This window comes from Pseudomonas sp. SDT291_1_S447 (genome assembly GCF_054070155.1).
Genome location: NZ_JBSVXS010000120.1, coordinates 1 through 15,803 on the forward strand (window position 1 = coordinate 1; position 15,803 = coordinate 15,803).

At 56.7% G+C, this 15,803-nt stretch carries 14 protein-coding genes and 2 pseudogenes; 2 read left to right on the forward strand and 14 right to left on the reverse strand.

What is annotated here, in order from left to right; genetic code table 11:
- Positions 1–51: 51 nt before the first annotated feature.
- The 3 genes from ACW9IR_RS24560 to ACW9IR_RS24570 all read right to left on the reverse strand — a co-directional run bounded on the left by ACW9IR_RS24560 (position 52) and on the right by ACW9IR_RS24570 (position 1,650).
- The gene (locus ACW9IR_RS24560) at positions 52–318 is read right to left on the reverse strand and encodes a hypothetical protein (protein ID WP_457465312.1); all 267 of its coding nucleotides are present in this window, start codon (positions 316–318) and stop codon (positions 52–54) included.
- Positions 319–334: 16 nt separating this feature from the next.
- Positions 335–625 carry a DUF6124 family protein gene (locus tag ACW9IR_RS24565; protein ID WP_457465313.1) on the reverse strand — a complete coding sequence of 97 codons (291 nt, stop codon included), beginning with the start codon at positions 623–625 and terminating at the stop codon, positions 335–337.
- A 461-nt stretch (positions 626–1,086) separates the two neighbouring features.
- Positions 1,087–1,650, reverse strand: coding sequence for a DUF4174 domain-containing protein (locus tag ACW9IR_RS24570; RefSeq protein ID WP_457465314.1), 564 nt, complete (start codon positions 1,648–1,650; stop codon positions 1,087–1,089).
- A 208-nt stretch (positions 1,651–1,858) separates the two neighbouring features.
- Between ACW9IR_RS24570 and ACW9IR_RS24575 the strand changes: the two genes are divergently transcribed.
- Positions 1,859–2,323 carry a GNAT family N-acetyltransferase gene (locus tag ACW9IR_RS24575; RefSeq protein ID WP_457465315.1) on the forward strand — a complete coding sequence of 155 codons (465 nt, stop codon included), beginning with the start codon at positions 1,859–1,861 and terminating at the stop codon, positions 2,321–2,323.
- Positions 2,324–2,390: 67 nt separating this feature from the next.
- On the opposite strand, the gene ACW9IR_RS24580 is transcribed toward ACW9IR_RS24575, so the two are convergent.
- From ACW9IR_RS24580 to ACW9IR_RS24590, 3 genes are all read right to left on the reverse strand, one after another.
- Complete coding sequence (locus ACW9IR_RS24580; protein ID WP_034154648.1) at positions 2,391–3,176, reverse strand: sulfite exporter TauE/SafE family protein; 786 nt, start codon at positions 3,174–3,176, stop codon at positions 2,391–2,393.
- A 229-nt stretch (positions 3,177–3,405) separates the two neighbouring features.
- Positions 3,406–4,620, reverse strand: coding sequence for an MFS transporter (locus ACW9IR_RS24585; RefSeq protein WP_457465316.1), 1,215 nt, complete (start codon positions 4,618–4,620; stop codon positions 3,406–3,408).
- A 176-nt stretch (positions 4,621–4,796) separates the two neighbouring features.
- Positions 4,797–5,546 carry a hypothetical protein gene (locus ACW9IR_RS24590; protein ID WP_102901676.1) on the reverse strand — a complete coding sequence of 250 codons (750 nt, stop codon included), beginning with the start codon at positions 5,544–5,546 and terminating at the stop codon, positions 4,797–4,799.
- A gap of 278 nt (positions 5,547–5,824) precedes the next feature.
- On the opposite strand from ACW9IR_RS24590, the gene ACW9IR_RS24595 reads away from it, so the two are divergent.
- Positions 5,825–6,973 (forward strand): aldose epimerase family protein, encoded by a 1,149-nt coding sequence (locus ACW9IR_RS24595; RefSeq protein ID WP_150751157.1) that lies wholly within the window; start codon positions 5,825–5,827, stop codon positions 6,971–6,973.
- Positions 6,974–7,114: 141 nt separating this feature from the next.
- On the opposite strand, the gene ACW9IR_RS24600 is transcribed toward ACW9IR_RS24595, so the two are convergent.
- The 8 genes and pseudogenes from ACW9IR_RS24600 to ACW9IR_RS24635 all read right to left on the reverse strand — a co-directional run.
- Positions 7,115–7,510 (reverse strand): hypothetical protein, encoded by a 396-nt coding sequence (locus ACW9IR_RS24600; protein WP_457465317.1) that lies wholly within the window; start codon positions 7,508–7,510, stop codon positions 7,115–7,117.
- 80 nt (positions 7,511–7,590) lie between these two features.
- Positions 7,591–7,853, reverse strand: a pseudogene (locus ACW9IR_RS24605) (PAAR domain-containing protein).
- A gap of 198 nt (positions 7,854–8,051) precedes the next feature.
- Positions 8,052–8,369, reverse strand: coding sequence for a hypothetical protein (locus ACW9IR_RS24610; RefSeq protein ID WP_150693835.1), 318 nt, complete (start codon positions 8,367–8,369; stop codon positions 8,052–8,054).
- 381 nt (positions 8,370–8,750) lie between these two features.
- Positions 8,751–8,924, reverse strand: a pseudogene (locus tag ACW9IR_RS24615) (RHS repeat domain-containing protein); the annotation flags it as partial.
- Positions 8,925–9,249: 325 nt separating this feature from the next.
- Positions 9,250–9,681: a hypothetical protein gene (locus ACW9IR_RS24620; protein WP_095121162.1), complete on the reverse strand. Its 432-nt coding sequence runs from the start codon at positions 9,679–9,681 to the stop codon at positions 9,250–9,252.
- Positions 9,678–14,396 (reverse strand): RHS repeat-associated core domain-containing protein, encoded by a 4,719-nt coding sequence (locus tag ACW9IR_RS24625; protein WP_457465318.1) that lies wholly within the window; start codon positions 14,394–14,396, stop codon positions 9,678–9,680. Before ACW9IR_RS24625 ends, ACW9IR_RS24620 begins: the two co-directional genes overlap by 4 nt.
- A 120-nt stretch (positions 14,397–14,516) precedes the next feature.
- Positions 14,517–14,780: a PAAR domain-containing protein gene (locus ACW9IR_RS24630; protein WP_095121160.1), complete on the reverse strand. Its 264-nt coding sequence runs from the start codon at positions 14,778–14,780 to the stop codon at positions 14,517–14,519.
- Between the two features lie 34 nt (positions 14,781–14,814).
- A partial coding sequence (locus tag ACW9IR_RS24635; protein WP_457465319.1) for a DUF2345 domain-containing protein occupies positions 14,815–15,803 on the reverse strand: 989 nt, incomplete at its 5' end.

Sequence of the window (15,803 nt, forward strand, 5' to 3'; positions counted from 1 at the left end):
GGTTTTCACTCGGTCGATGTAGGAGCTGCCGCAGGCTGCGATCTTTTGTCTTTAAAGCTGCGCCTGCAACTTCCAGCCGATGACATCCATCAAGTCGCAACTATCCCGCAACGGAATAGCCATCACCCGGGCGAAATCCTGTAGCAGCAAGGCATCATGTCCCTTGCTGTCACCCAACGTCAGTGTCTCCATCAACTGCGTCACACAGCGCAAACGGTAAGCCGCCGTACCATGCAGCACATCCACCGGTGCCTCGCGGTCGATCAACAGAGCGGGAATCTTGCAGTCGATCCCGGTCAGCGGAATGTATCGCGTCATGTTTGAACCTCCCTGTTCAATGCTGCGTCGCCGCAGGTGGATCGAGATTGTCCAGCGCACGGTTGACCAGCAACTCGCCAAGCACGGCCAACTGCTGAATCGACAGGGCGAGACTGCGCGGTGAACCTTTCAGTTCTGCGGCGAGGTCAGTGGTCAGGACGTTCAGTGAAGCGAGGGTTTCGCAAGCGTGGCAGAGCAGCGTGGGCGTATCGATATCAGGGAGGATGGTGAAGAGGTGGCTGATGGGATCGGGGTGATGCGGGTTGCGTAATCGGGGGTTGTTGGCGTCGAAGGACCCAGAATCCATGGGGGATTCGGGGGGATTTGGCGTTGGTTTTTTCATGTATGAAGTACCGTAGTGAATTGTAGGAAAAACTACCTTTCTCACTTCCACATGAGGGTGGCAGCTGTACGCAGGTGTGGAAGACCAGGCCAATCCACCAAAACCCGGCGCACTCGAAAGTGCCCCTGCGCACAGCCGCCAAAAACGCGGCGATGTTGACATAAATAACGTCGACATGCGCTTTTGAGACATTGATGGATGTAACCGACAACCGGACTTCCACGTCCGACCACTGTGTTTTGCAGCGGCCCAAGAAGACTATCCCTCCTCCCCCAACCCCACCAGTTCATCACCGCCGCCGCGACTTGCAGGAAAAGTCCGACAAGGTTGAAGGGCTTTGCGTCGGAGCATTCGGAAACAGAAAAGGGGCGAGAAGATTGAATCCTCTCGCCCCTTCGACGTGAAATCGTCTCTACAACAACCGATCAGTCATCCGGCATTTCCGGTGGCTTGCTCGGTTTCGCAGGCTTGGTCGGCTTGGCGTTCTTCGCGCCTTTTGCCGGTTCCGGCGTAGCAGCTACCGGCGCCTGAGCCGCAGCGGCCGCTTCCTTCTCGGCCATTGGCATGGCATCGATGGTGTCGAAGATTTTCTTCAGATCCACCGCTTTCGCGTCATCCCCCGACGCCGAGAGTTTGGTCTCGCCGTCCTTGCCCACCAGGAACACTTTCGGATAGGCCCCGGCACCCAGCTTCAGCGAGCGCAGCAGCGCCATGGTGTCTTGCTGGCCCATGTCCTTGCCGTCGAGCTGGCCGGCCATGTTGAGGATGGTGTAGACCTTGATGTTGCGGTCGGTGACGCCTTTTTTGTTGGCCGGATCTTCCAGCGACTTTTTCAGGGCCACCCACACAGGGTCGACGGTGCTTTGTGCGATCACGATCAGCGGTCGGGCGCGGCCCATATCCCCGGCGATGGGCGAATCGTTGTCAGCGGCGAACAAGGGGCCGGCAATCGCCAGCAAGAGTGTCAGGGTCAGTGACCTGATGATCATGCGCATCTCCTTTTGATATCCACGCTCTAATGATTGCGCATCGTGGCGATTGTTCCGGGGCGACCCGGCAAATATCTTCCGCCTAGTCAGAAGCTTAGGACAGGCGCGACATTGCGCAACATATCCGGCGTGATCGCAACGCGGATTTGATTACCTTTTATGACCGCATTAGGGTGGCAGTTCTGCCCATGAAATGGAGTTCACCCGCATGCACATCGATTACCTGTGCGATCACCCCGAATTGATCGAAGAACTGGCCACGCTCAACTTCCAGGAGTGGGGCGAGTTTCGTCCCGGACAAACCGTCGAGGACCGTATCGAACACATGCGCGAGTCTTGCGGCAAAGGTGCCGTGCCGAGTGTCGTGGTAGCGCTAGAGGGTTCACGACTGCTGGGTGGCGCGCTGCTGATCGAAAGCGATCTGAAGCTGCGCCCGGATCTGACGCCATGGCTGGCGGGGGTTTACGTCAAGGCTGAAGAACGCGGTCGCGGGATTGCTTCGCAACTGGTCAATCGAGTGGTTGAAGAAGCGGCGGCGCTCGGTGTGCCTGAGTTGTATCTGTACACCGACACGTCGCAGTCGCTGTATGCGCGACTGGGTTGGGAAGTGGTTGAGGAGCTGGTGTACGAAGAGTTGCCGGTGACGGTGATGAAATACACCTTCCAACGCTGACCCGTGTGGCGAGGGCGCTTGCTCCCTCGCCACAGCTTGATGTTCCGTTGCAGAAATTGAAGTCGGATCAGAACGCCAGTTTGTAACCGATCAGCACCAGCATCGTCGCCAGGCACGGGCGCAGCACTTCATCGGAAATGCGTCCGGTCAGGTGGCTGCCGAGCCAGATACCCGGCAGCGAGCCGACCAGCAAAAAGCCCAGCACGCCCCAATCCATATTGCCCATGCTCGCGTGGCCGAGGCCTGCGACCAGCGTCAGCGGAACGGCGTGGGCGATTTCGGTACCAACCAGGCGCCGGGTCGGCAGCAGCGGATAAAGGATGAACAGCGCGACAGTGCCGAGGGCGCCCGCACCGATCGAGGTCAGGGCAACCATGGTGCCGAGGATCAGACCGGTGATCACGGTCATCACGTTCAGCCGTGAACCGCTCGGGTTGTAGTTGCCGCCAGCGCGTTTGTGGGCGAAGTCGAGCAAGCGTTTCTTGAAGAAGATCGCCAGCGCTGTGGCGAACAGAACGAAGCCCAGCGCCTGTTTGATGATGGCGTTCATCGCGTCCGGCGCAGTGTGCAGGGTGCTGAGGAACCACAGGGTCATGGCCACCGCCGGCACGCTGCCGAGGGTCAGCCAACCGGTGATGGCCCAGTCGATGTTCTTGTTCTTGCGATGAACGAGGACGCCACTGGATTTGGTAATGGCGGCGTACAACAGATCAGTGCCCACCGCCGTTGCCGGGTTGATGCCGAACCACAGCAGAATCGGCGTCATCAACGAACCACCGCCGACACCGGTCATGCCGACAATAAAACCCACCACCAGCCCGGCAATCACCAGGCCGAAATTTGCCAATTCCATTAAACCGTCCAGAAAAACGACAGGAAAAATCTGGCCCGCAGCATAGCGATTTTTCTTATAACCACATATATCGATGCGGTCTATCGTTATGCCATATCGAACTCACTATCGCTTTACTGTAGGAGTGAGCCTGCTCGCGATAGCGGTGTTTCAGTCACTCAGTTCGTCACTGATAGACCGCTATCACGAGCAGGCTCACTCCTACAAAGGATTTTTGGTGAGCCTTAGATCAGTGCACCCTTCGCCCCGGTTTGAAGCTGTGGTTTTTGTTGACCCACACCGTGGCCAGGGCAATCAGCGACAGAATCAGCAGCGCCCACGGAAACGACATCGCCCCAGCCCGATCCAGCAACAAGCCACCAAACAACCCGCCCCCGGCGATCGCCACGTTCCACGAGGTGGTGAGCATCGCCTGCACCACGTCGACGTGATCACCGGCCGAGTCTGCCGCCGAGGTCAGCAGCAACGTGGCCGAACCGCCAAACGACAACCCCCATACCGCCATGCACGCGTAAATAATCAGAGGCGACGGCGCAGCAAACGCCAGAACCAGCGCCGTCAGCGCAAACACCGCGAGGCTGATCAACGTCAGCCAGCGCAACCAGCGATCCACCAGCATGCCAATAATCCAGATCCCCCCCAGCGAACACAGGCCAAACACCAGCAGCACCAGATCGACCCGATCAGCCAGCCCGGCCTGCATCAGAAATGGCGCGATGTACGTGTAGAGAATGTTGTGCCCGAGCATCCACGTCAGCACCACGAACAACACCGGTCGCACACCCGGCAGGCGCATCGATTCGAGCAGCGGCAGACGCTCGTCACTGGCCTGCCCCGGACGATCCGGCACGGCGATGACAATCCACGCCGCCAGCACCAGAGCCAGCGCCGACATGATCCCGAACGACGCGCGCCAGCCGATCAGATTGCCCAGCCACGTCCCTGCCGGCGTGCCCAGTGACAACGCCACCGGCGTACCGAGCATGGCAATCGCCAGCGCCCGCCCCTGTTGATGCACCGGCACGATGCCGCGCGCATACCCCGCCATGATCCCCCACGACAGCCCCGCCGCCATCCCGGCGAGGAAGCGCGAGGCCAGGGTCAGGCCGTAATGACTGGAGAATGTGGTGACAGTGTTGAAAATCAGAAACCCGCCGACCGTCATCAACAACACCCGCCGTCGCGGCCAGCCGCGTGTGGCGACGGTCAGCGGAATCGCCGCGACAATCGAGCCCAGCGCGTAGAGCGTCACCAGTTGCCCGGCGAGCACCTCGCTGACGTTGAGCCCGGCGCCGATTTGCGGCAGCAGCCCGGCGGGCAGGGTTTCGGTGAGGATGGCGATGAACCCGGTCATGGCGAACGCCAGCAACGCGGCATAAGGCAGTTTGTCCGCACGGGCGGTGCGGTCGACGCGGCTGAAATCGGCGCTGGCGGGGTCGGTCATGACGGGGGCGGCTCCATTTTGATCAATAGCGGTGACGGATTGTATACAAAAACAACCTTCACTATTCGATCAATGTGGGAGCGAGCCTGCTCGCGAATGCGCTCTTTCAGGCACTGAAGTGTTGATTGATCCACCGCTTTCGCGAGCAGGCTCGCTCCCACATTGGATCTCTGCACTCACTGCACTGGCAAGAAATTCAGAAACAGCAAACTCTGCGCGTAGTTAAGGCCGATCCGCCGGTAACGCTCATCAAGCATCTGCGTGATCAGGTCCAGCCGCGCAACGATTTTGCCGAACTCGGTGGCGAAGCTCAGATTACTGCCCTCCTCCGAGATCTCATTGGAAAACAGCAGCGGCTGACCTTCCTTGTTCTGCCGCTGGGACAAAATCCACGTGGCTTTTTCGATATTGCGTGCAGCGTTGTGAACGAACGTCGGGTTGATCGCGTCCGTCATGTAGAACTCGGTGCGATTGCCGTGGGCGGTGACCAGCATGCTGCCGATCGCATAGATGAAGGCGCCGACACGGTCGCCGAGAAACTCCGGACTCATCGCATAGCTGAGCGCCGCCAGATCCTTGCGACCGCCAAGCACCGGCAACGGCTGTTGCTGCTCGATGGCCTGGCGCACCTGTTTCACCGCGGCATGGATGTTGAGAAAGCCTGACTTGCGCAGTTCTTCCGGGTTGCGCAAGTACAGCTTGCCCTGCAAGCGATAGAGACTGTTGAGGTTGTCGCGCATCGCCAGCGTGGCCATACGGTCGACGCTGGTCTGCAGGAACTCCTGCGGCTTCCCTTCACGCATCTGGTTGAAGAAGCCGTTGCCGTCCTGGTGACTGCAACCGCTGAAAAACAGCGACGACAAACACGCCAGCAACAGACACGGGCGGCGGAAAAAAGCAGTGATCAGGGCAAAAGCTCTCGGCATGAAATCTCGAACAGGCACATTCCTGTGCGGCGGGAGTCACCGCATCCTGGCCATGGATAGAGCCGCCGATTGCGAAAAAGTGCAGTGCGCCGAATGCCCGGTCGTCCTTCCACCTATCCCGACCTGCAATTTAGTCTGTCTTTATTGTTGAAATAAACGATTAATCCGCTATAAATTTTCACTTGTTGAATATTTAGTATGACTACTTTGTTTTTCGGTGATTGAGATTACCGATAGAACGCCACTTTCAAAAACAACAACAAAAAGGAAGGTCAACCATGCTTCAATCCCGTCACCTGCTCTCCGGCCTCGGACTGTCCCTGATGATCGCCACCCTCTCCGCCAACGCGGCCGGCCTCAGCGCCGAACATAAAGCTTTCGGCAAAACCAATGACGGCACGCCCGTCGAGCAATACATCCTGCGCAACAGCCACGGCATGCAAGCCACCGTCATCACCTACGGCGCGACCCTGCAATCGCTGAAAGTGGCGGACAAGCACGGCAAGTTCGACGACGTCGTGCTCGGCTTCGATGATGTCCAGGGCTACCAGAAAGGCACCGCCTACTTCGGCGCGACCATCGGCCGCTTCGGCAATCGCCTCGCCGAAGGCGCGTTCGAACTCGACGGCAAGCGCTATCAAGTGCCGCAGAACGACAAGACCAACGCGCTGCACGGCGGCACGCTGGGCTTCGACAAGAAAGTCTGGAAAGCCCAGGAAACCAAGGACAAGGACTCAGTCGGCGTGACCCTGACCTATCTGTCGGCGGACGGCGAAATGGGTTTCCCCGGCAACCTCACCACCGAAGTGACCTATCGCCTCACCGACAACAACGAACTGCGCATCGACTACAAGGCCAGCACCGACAAACCGACCGTGCTCAACCTGACCAACCACAGCTACTTCAACCTCGCCGGCGCCGGCAATGGCGACATCCTCAAACAGGTCGCCACCCTGCACGCCAGCCATTACACCCCGGTCACCGCCAAACTGATCCCGACCGGCGAACTGGCACCCGTGGCCGGCACGCCGATGGACTTCAGCAAGCCAACCGCGATCGGCACGCACATCAAGGCTGATCATCCGCAACTGAAATTCGCCGAGCCGAAACAGGGTGGATTTGATTTCAACTGGGCGCTGGATACCAAGGGCGATATCGGCAAAGTTGCGACTGAGGTGAGTGACCCGCAGTCCGGTCGCGTGCTGCAGTTGTTCACCACGGAACCGGGTGTGCAGTTCTATACCAGCAACTTCCTCGACGGCACGGTCAAGGGCAAGGGTGGCAAGGTGTATCCGCACTGGGGCGCGTTTACCCTGGAGACTCAGCACTATCCGGATTCACCGAATCAGCCGGACTTCCCGAGTACACGGCTTGATCCGGGGCAGACCTACAGCCACAGCGTGGTGTTGAAGTTCTCCGCGAAATAACCTGCCCGTTGCACCTGATCGTTCCCACGCGCAGCAAAGGCATGCGGCCCGGGACGCTCCGCGTCCCTTCGCGAACTGGAACGCGGAGCGTCCCTTAGGCATTCCATTGCTGCGAGTGGGAACGATCAATCACCAAGGAGATTACAGACCCACACGCTCCAATCCCTGGCGCATGCCTTGATCCGCCTGCTCGCACCACTGCTTGAGCGTCAGACTCGGCGGCAGATTGACCTCCAGGTTTTTGTATTGTCCATCGTCCAATACCTCACCCTTGCGACCATGGGCCTCGTTCTTGTCGCCGTCGCTCTTGTCCATCTGCCCTGGAATACCGGCAACAAACGCCACCATTTTATTGGCGTTCACCGTGCTTTCAGCTTTCAGGAAACCTTTGTCGACGCAATGGTTAATCAGCCCGGACATGTTGCGCCCAGTGTCGTACATCCCTTTCAACGTAGCGGCGTCCGGTCCTTCTGCGTGAGCAACATTGACGGTGCCCAGAGCGGCGGTCAGTGCGAGGATCAAAGCGGTGTTCTTCATGTTTATTCCTTTAATGGATGAAGCCAGGATGTTTACTTGCAGTATTCCTGAGGGCGAACGAAAAGCTCACCCTCGCGGATTCAACTGACCACCGCTCCTTTCGGGCCACTGGCAATCAGCGCGGCCCCGCAGGCGGTTTTCATGCCGTCCAGCGCGATGGGCGTTCCATCGACGGTGTAAGTGCTGCTGCCTTCGGCAATCGGAAAATGCCTTTGCACAGAGGACAGCTGACCTTTTGGCCAACCCCGGCGATGGGCTTGCCGTTTAGGTCGGTCTGGGAAAAGGCTTCGAGGACTTTGCCACCGTGAGTGGTGGAGTCGCCCAAGCGAATGGTGTCTTTCATGTTGTCATTCCTTCGACTACGAGGGTTGACTGCAGCCTCGATCAATTTCGCGTCTTTCGACCACCAATGGCAGAGAGTTTTATCAGAGGCAGGTTGCGTTTAATCAACCTTCAAAAACGTGGCCTGCCCCTGATATATTTCATAAATTTTTAGAGATTAAAAAGTGGCTATTCGGCTGCAATTTGACCGAGAGTCAACCTACACGCGGAAGGCCTCATTTAAGCCAACCTCTTCATCCTCGTCCCCATCTTCAAGACACCTGAAATTTCTTCCATTGAGTGCTGTTTTAAGTAGCGCGTACAGTTCTGCTGATTGGAAATTCACTTGGAGCCACAGGGATTCATCATCCCCATAAATGAGACGAGTATCGTAAGCCCCACTGCTATTCAACGAGTGATCCTTCAAATAAAGATCACCGTCGCCTGAGCGAACACAAGCACTACTAGCTTTAACAATGTCGATGACATGCTGGGCTGTAGAGTTGTCGTCAAACACCAATTTGTATTCATAACTCATGATCCGTGTGGTCTCCCTCGGACAGCTGGTAAATCGGCAGGATTACGAATGCCAATGTGAGTTTTATTAGGATCGGTGGAAACTTTACCCTCATCATCCAGTTGATGATTGGACGGATCCTGTTTATGGATGTGTGCATTGTTGCCAGATTTGTGAGGGCAGGCATTCAAGTTCCGTACTTGTGAACCCTGACCTCTGAACCGTCTGCATGCTTCCAGGTTTCGTTAACCCCATTGTCTTTGGTTTTCGAAAATCCGGCGCTGTTCAACGTTCTACCGGCGCGAGGAATACTCGTACCTTTCATCCGAGGTAGATCAGAAGAGGCGGAAAGGCCAAGTGGAAGTGCGCGCGTTGTTCGTTTTCGTTTTCCAAAGCCGTTTACCGTCCGAGACGGTCCCAGCGATAGCGCAGGGTCTGCTCGGCAGCGTCGACACGTTCGGCGATCAGACCGGCAGCGCTGTAGCTCCACGTGGTGCAACGATCGAGAGCGTCGACATGCGCCAGCAGCCAACCTTCGGCGTCGCGTTCAAAGCGCTCTTCGGTCTTGTCGGGCTGCTTGATCGCCACCAATTCAACGCTACTTAAATAGGCGCGCAGCATAAAGCGCAACAGCGCATCGCACTGGCTCGCCTTTTAAAGAATATATGTCCAATCGTGGCTGAAATCCGGTGGCGCAAGCTATCGGGAACGTCCGTAGTCTCGCACCTCACCGGAGAGAAATACGAAGGATCTTGAAAAGCTCCACACAGTCATCGAACCGGAGCCTAATTCTGACCAACTGACGCCATTGCCCTCCACACCTCCTTATTCCTTTAGGCGTCAGCGGCAAGTTTCGCCTCACAGTGCCACTACACTGATCCTTGCCTAGCGAACTTAAATTTCATTTAAATTCAAAATACTCAATCATCATTCTCATTGGCATTGTCATATCAACTTTCAAGAATCCCAGCACCTCAAAAAACCATGAAAGATTATCTCCCATTACAGAAACATCATCTTCATCATTTGACAGCAGGCAGATAGCTAGCCGCGCCAGTAATACGTCCTTATCTTGAAAGTCACGTATTGCGCCTATCTCATCGATTTTCGCCCACCAAACCGAAGCCTCGGCCTTACAGACTTCAATGGGGATCTTGCCTTCCACATAGTCTTTAGCAAGACGCAAAGGATCATTCTCACAATCAGAGAATTTGATATCCAAAGCATCCAAAACCTTGACCAAAAATCCGATCTGCTGCTTGAGCGCTTCGCGATTGTCAGATGGCCGAATAATCGCGCCAACGTTATATTTCTTAAAATCAATTTGATTCATACGACGTTAACCTTGAAATGTTGTAAAAGGTCGGTACACGAGGAGCAGGGAGCCTTGTTTGTGCCATGACCATTTCCGGAGCTACCAATATTAACGGTCCGAATGGTTCCTCCAGCAGGATCAATACCTGCATTCATAGCTTTATCCAAGCAAACCACCTCGGCGCATCCGCCGTGCCACTGGGCGCGTTTATCTGCTGGCGTGCCCATCAGCCCCGCCGTTACCTGGGAATTATGCGGCACTTCTTCACCGCTTACACCCGTAATAACATGGTCTCCTTGGCGGAACTCAGATGCCGCCCCAGATGTTTTCCCTCCTGCTACCGCAGCGTCAGCTGCACCCTCGGCAGTGTTGGTTTTTTTGGAGCCAGATGTAGCGCCTTTTCGAGACAGTCCCAAAGCATCGGTCCAACCTGTCGGATTCGGTGCGTACTGATAAAGGTTCAACCCGGCATCGTAACTGAGCGGATCCTTACTGATGAACCGCCCTACTGTGGGGTCATAGTACCGATGTCGGTTGTAATGCAGTCCCGTCTCATGATCATGATATTGGCCCTGGAAGCGTATAGGGTTCATCACCCCATTCTGCCGCGCCCATTCTGAGTGCTGTTCCGTTGCCTGCCCCCATGCCTTGTATTGCGCAGCCCAAGCCACGCTGCCTTGATAGTCAGTCAGCTCTTGGGGCGTACCTAAGTGATCGCACTGATACCAAGCCAACGCATCAAACGGTAACGCGCTAGCTTTGTGATTCCACAGCGGATCTTCATCAAGGCTGTATTCACCACTGTAGTCCGGCTGGCCCATGAGGTTGATCGGTGCGTGGCGCACAGCTTGAGCGACCGGGACGAAGGTGCCCGGTTCGAATATGTAGTGAACCGTTCGACCAGGTTCACCATCGGCCTGTGCTGGGCTACTTTCCCAGGCGAGGTTGTCGCCATCCCACCCATACAAGGTGAAACCACAACCCAGTTCTCGCTGTTTGCGAGCATGCTCATTACGGTTCCAGAGCGAACCAGCTTCCGGACGCTGTTTGTAGTGCGCAAGGGAGTTTTTGTGCAGGCGCCGTCCCAAAGCGTCGTAAGCAAAATCGACGGATAATCTTGAGTCCTCGAAATGCACCAACCGATCAAACAGATCCCATTGCAGGTCACTGCGCTGGCCGTTATGCCAACGCTGGATCTGGTTGCCGCGCTCGTCATAATCGTAGTGGGTACCAGCGTACTCACGCAGCAGGTTGTCGACTAGCTTGCTTCGCGGTGGAGTTAAATCCAGTGGACGGCGAATTTCATTCGTTTTGTCGTCAAGTAGGTTACCTGCCGGGTCAAAAGCGAACGTTTCTACGCCTTGACGTATAGTCGCGCTAAGCAGACGACCGACCGGATCATATCGATAAGCCAGGGGGCCACGGCGGCTATCATTGATGTCGGTCAGTTGGCCTACAGCATCGTATTTGTACTCGCGCTTGAGCAGGGTAGATTTGTCATCGCTGCGCCCCAAAACCTGTTCCTGCAATCGCCCTACAGGGTCCCAGCTTTGGGTCTGCAGTAGATGGTTACCTTGATGACGGGCAATTTCGCGGTGTAAATCATCTCGCTCAAAGCCGACCAGTTCGTGCTCATCCAAGCGCATGCCCAACAAGTGGCCGCTGCCGTAAGTGAGCCAACTGACGCGATGCCCGTCCGGGCGAATGGTGGCTACACGCTGGTTGAGCAAGTCGTACTCATGCTGCCAAATCGCGACAGTGGCTTTTTCAAGACCGAGGTAATGCTGGTGTTCGCGCAGCAAATTACCCGCTGAGTCATGGAACCAATGCAGCTGACTGTCGGTATTCTTGGCCAATACCAAACGACCGTTACCATCGTAAGCGAAGTTCTCGACTTGTGATTTTTCCCCCAAAGTAGCGCAACGTTCAGTCAAGCGCCCCATCGGGTCAAAGCTCATCGAAATCACACGTTCGCCATTGACCGATTGTGCCAAGCGCCCCGTGACGGGGTCGTACTGATAGCGTGTGCTCCGCCCATCAAAGCCGCTCTCTTCCAGAATACGACCGACCGGGTCGTAATTAAAATGCGCGCGTTGCTCGTTTTCGTTTTCCAGGGCCGTTAAACGACCGAGACGGTCCCAGCGATAGCGCAAGGTTTGCTCAGCGGCGTCGACGCGTTCGGCAATCAGACCAGCAGCGTTGTAGCTCCATGTCGTGCAGCGATCCAGTCCATCAACATGGGCCAGCAAACGACCTTCAGCGTCGCGCTCAAAACGCTCCTCAGTCTTGTCCGGGTGCTTGATCAGCACCACTTGCCCGGCCTTGTAATCGTACTCGGTGGCGTTTCCCGCAGCGTCAGTAAAGCAGATCATCTGCCCAAATTCGTTGTACTCCCAGGCGCTGGTCTTGCCTGAGCAATCAACGTATTCAACTACTTGCCCGGAATCGTTGTAGCCCAAGGTCTTTTCGTTGCCGTTGGCATCTTTGATCGCCGTAGGCAGACCTGACTTGTTGTAGGCGTATTCGGTTTTGTTGCCCAGTGGGTCGATGGCTTCGACTAGATTGCCCATGTCGTCATAAGCCCTTTGCCACTGGCCACCCTCGGCATCACTGATCTTGATCAGCTTATCCTGATCGTCATAGGCGTAATGCATGACGGTATGATCGGCGCGGGTATGCTCAAGCAAATTACCGCGATCGTCATAACGGTAACGGTTGGTGCTGCCATCGGCTTGTACGTGGCGCACGACGTTTTTTGCGTCGTCACGGAAAAGCCATTCCGAGCGTCCGTCAGCATGGCGAATGCGGTAGGTGTAGCCAAGGATGTCGTAGTAGTGCCAAGTTTCGTTGCCATGGGCATCGGTGACATAGGTCAGACGAATGTTCTCGTCCCACTCCAAACGCGTATCGAAACTGCCATCATCGGCCCATTCACGGATGGCTTTCGCGTTGGAGCCCTGCCCGTCCCACTCAAGGTTCATACCTCGGCCGGTACGGTCGGTGTAACGAGTGACCAGGTGATGCTGATACTGATACGACCAGGCCGCACCGTTCTCATCTTGCCCCTGAGTCAAATCGCCATAAGCGTCGTACTGATAGGCGCACAATTGACGATGCGGTACGCCGTCACGAATTTCCCAGATGCCAACCAAGCGGCCTTGACCATCAAGCATCGTGCCCAGATGCGAATGCACTTTGCTGATGTCGTTTTCCTGATACGTGATCAGGTCTGAGAGTACCGACTGCTCGCCATGGCGATGCTCATAATGCAGCATGACCCCGGCGCCATTGCGCCGCGAAATGTTGGTCAGCACATAGCGTTGGCCAAGGCGTATGTAGGTTTCCTTGCGCTCAAAACCGCGGCACAGTACCAACTGATCTTCGCTGGCACGAATCAGCGTGACGTTCTCAATGGCGTCGTAGTGGAACAGACCGACTTTGGGTAAAGGATAACTGTGGTCCCGGCCGTCAGCGCCGTAGAACGTCAGGCCGTCATCCATGCAATCAAATCGTGTGGTGAATTCGCTGATCCAACGCGCACCGAGCTCGCTATGGTCGAATGCACCCAGGCGAGAATTGTAGGTGCGCGTCCACTCAACAGGAAAAGGACCCGGAAGACTGAAATCGGTATGGCTGAGGCTTTCAGAACCCAGAGCAAAATTGATGCTGCGACGAGTGCTGGAGCAGGCGCAGTTTTTATCCGGGTTGGGCGCATGCGCTGCCGCAGCCTGTTGACCGGTGGCGCCTAGGCCGCCCTCGGAGGCAGTGTGATTCGCCTTGCTGGTCTTGTCCGGTTGAACGCCCGCACTCTGGCCGTGGGCATTACGTCTGCGCCAAAGAGTCACAGCAGTGGAGAGGGTCAGCAGTAACCAGCCAATAGAGTTCTGAACTGACTCATCATCGAGTTTGCTCAACTGAGTACGTAATTCAGGCCCCATTGCGCGGAGTTTTGCTGTCTCCGTGACCACCCGTTTCTTCACATCATCAGGTAGCAGATTATCCGCCGCACTGTTGGCCAAGCCCTTGCCTGCAGCCTTATACGCACTGGCAGCCGCTCCGAATATATTGTCGATCGCCGCGAGTGGATCGTTCAGAAGTTGGTCGCCAGCGGTGCTGAGTTTTTGACTGGCGGCCTGAGCGTCGCCTTTGGCGTCGAGTTTACCGTTGGCAACCGTTTCAAGGCCTTTGGCAATCTCGTTGATGACGTCTTCACCGAGCTTGCCGGCGTCCGCCAAGATACCGGGTAGCTTGCCTTTGGCTTGTGCGACAAAGTCATCGAGAGTACCAACGATGGATTCGTTCAAGTGCCCTATCAGGACCTCAATGACCGATGAACTGAGCAGTACCTTGCCGGAGGCTTTCATCTCCTGACGCACAAGAAACAGCGTTGGACGCAAAGTCATGCGCGCCGCCGCCATCGCCGGTGGCAACGGCAACACACCGATCAGGTTGATACCCAAGCTCGCCCAAGCAAGCAGATCTCGTTTCTGCGCATTCGACAAAGTAACGATGTCACCCAGAGCGTCGACCAACGCCATGATGTTACCCACTACGGGCAGTGCTCCGGCGACGTTTTTGATCCGGTCAAGCGTGACCACACCACCACTCGCAGACTGCAGCCATGCATCAAATGTCGCTGCACTGCTTGCGACATCCTTGATGTCGATAGCATTGAGTGGAACGATGGCTACCTGGGGTTCACGTTTGTTTGCAACAGCGATATCAGTCGTCATGAAAGCGTCTTACCGGCCAACAGGCTGGAGTTTCGAAGATGAATTGAAAGGCGCAGGTCCTCGTCGAGTTCGCGATTCGAGATCGCAGCCTCATGAGGCCGAAGCAATAATTTGGGTGATTCAACTAACAACCGCGCCTTTCGGGCCACTGGCAATCAGCGCAGCACCGCAGGCGGTCTTCATGCCATCCAGCGCGATTGGCGTGCCATCGACGGAGTAAGTGCTGCTGCCCTCGGCAATCGGGAAAATACCCTTGCACAACGGGCAACTGACCTTGTGACCGAGCCCGGCAATCGGCTTGCCATTGAGGTCGGTTTGAGAGAAGGCTTCGAGCACCTTGCCACCGTGGGTGGTGGAGTCCCCCAAACGAATAGCGTCTTTCATTGCGTCACTCCTTTGACTGAAATCGTTTCCGTTGTCATGACAGCATCTCACCCGCCAACAGGCCCGGGGTTTTCAAGGAAGGTTTTGGCAGACTCGGTGCAGGCAGGCTCGGCAACTTGCCCGCCTTGCTCGCCGCCCCTAGAAGCCCCGAAGCACTCGGCATTGCGGCACTGGCAAGTTTCGGCAACCCGGCCACCCCGCCCTGCACCACACCTTTCACTTGCTGCGCCGTTTGCATCGCACCTTGCGCCGTCTGCATCGCACTCATCCCTGTTTGCGCCATGTCCTTGCCCTTCTCCAACATCTCCCAGCTCTTGCTCGGCAAGACCTGCGCGACCATCGCCTGCACCTGACTCGGCACGTCTTCGGCACCCGGTGGATTCAACGGCCATTCCGGCTTACCGATGTAACTGCCATCGCTCCACGTATCCGCCGGATCCTTGCCGAACAGCACACGCGCCGGCCCCGGCGCAGCGCCGGCGACGCTGGCGAAACCCTTGCCGTCGAGCTTGCCTTTGATGCTTTTGCCCAGCGCATCGATGACTTCGTAGTCGCCTTCCTTGATGCCCTGACGTCCGGCGTATTGGTTGAACAATTCCAGATTGCCCTTGCCCGGTTTCGGCGGTTCCGGGAATACCCCGGCCAAAGATTTCGCCCCGGTGTAGGCGAAGTTCGCCGCGTGCGCGGTGTACGGGCCGCTGGTGGCGTGGGTGATGCCGCCGGCGTTGTAGGTGGTGGCGCTGCCGCCGCCCTGGATCACCAGTTCGGTTTTCGCGGTGATGGTGATGCGGTCGGCGTTGGCGGTGATGTTGAGTTTGGCCAGCAGGTTGATGCTGTCCTTCAGCGCGCGCACATCGATGTCGCCGGAGGCCGCGACCAGACGCCAGCCCATGCTTTGCACGAACAGGCGCATGCCCCGACTGGCGCTGGCCAGCAGGCGTTTGCCGATCGACAGGCTGGTGTGGCCAGTGCTGCTCAGGGCCAGGTGTTCGCCGGTGGCGATGTGGGTTGAGCGCGGAGTGG

Excerpts from the sequence above, each read along its gene's own strand:
- ACW9IR_RS24560 (WP_457465312.1), bottom strand. The coding sequence starts at position 318 with ATGACGCGATACATTCCGCTGACCGGGATCGACTGCAAGATTCCCGCT.
- ACW9IR_RS24565 (WP_457465313.1), bottom strand. The coding sequence starts at position 625 with ATGGATTCTGGGTCCTTCGACGCCAACAACCCCCGATTACGCAACCCG.
- ACW9IR_RS24570 (WP_457465314.1), bottom strand. The coding sequence starts at position 1,650 with ATGATCATCAGGTCACTGACCCTGACACTCTTGCTGGCGATTGCCGGC.
- ACW9IR_RS24575 (WP_457465315.1), top strand. The coding sequence starts at position 1,859 with ATGCACATCGATTACCTGTGCGATCACCCCGAATTGATCGAAGAACTG.
- ACW9IR_RS24580 (WP_034154648.1), bottom strand. The coding sequence starts at position 3,176 with ATGGAATTGGCAAATTTCGGCCTGGTGATTGCCGGGCTGGTGGTGGGT.
- ACW9IR_RS24585 (WP_457465316.1), bottom strand. The coding sequence starts at position 4,620 with ATGACCGACCCCGCCAGCGCCGATTTCAGCCGCGTCGACCGCACCGCC.
- ACW9IR_RS24590 (WP_102901676.1), bottom strand. The coding sequence starts at position 5,546 with ATGCCGAGAGCTTTTGCCCTGATCACTGCTTTTTTCCGCCGCCCGTGT.
- ACW9IR_RS24595 (WP_150751157.1), top strand. The coding sequence starts at position 5,825 with ATGCTTCAATCCCGTCACCTGCTCTCCGGCCTCGGACTGTCCCTGATG.
- ACW9IR_RS24600 (WP_457465317.1), bottom strand. The coding sequence starts at position 7,510 with ATGAAGAACACCGCTTTGATCCTCGCACTGACCGCCGCTCTGGGCACC.
- ACW9IR_RS24610 (WP_150693835.1), bottom strand. The coding sequence starts at position 8,369 with ATGAGTTATGAATACAAATTGGTGTTTGACGACAACTCTACAGCCCAG.
- ACW9IR_RS24620 (WP_095121162.1), bottom strand. The coding sequence starts at position 9,681 with ATGAATCAAATTGATTTTAAGAAATATAACGTTGGCGCGATTATTCGG.
- ACW9IR_RS24625 (WP_457465318.1), bottom strand. The coding sequence starts at position 14,396 with ATGACGACTGATATCGCTGTTGCAAACAAACGTGAACCCCAGGTAGCC.
- ACW9IR_RS24630 (WP_095121160.1), bottom strand. The coding sequence starts at position 14,780 with ATGAAAGACGCTATTCGTTTGGGGGACTCCACCACCCACGGTGGCAAG.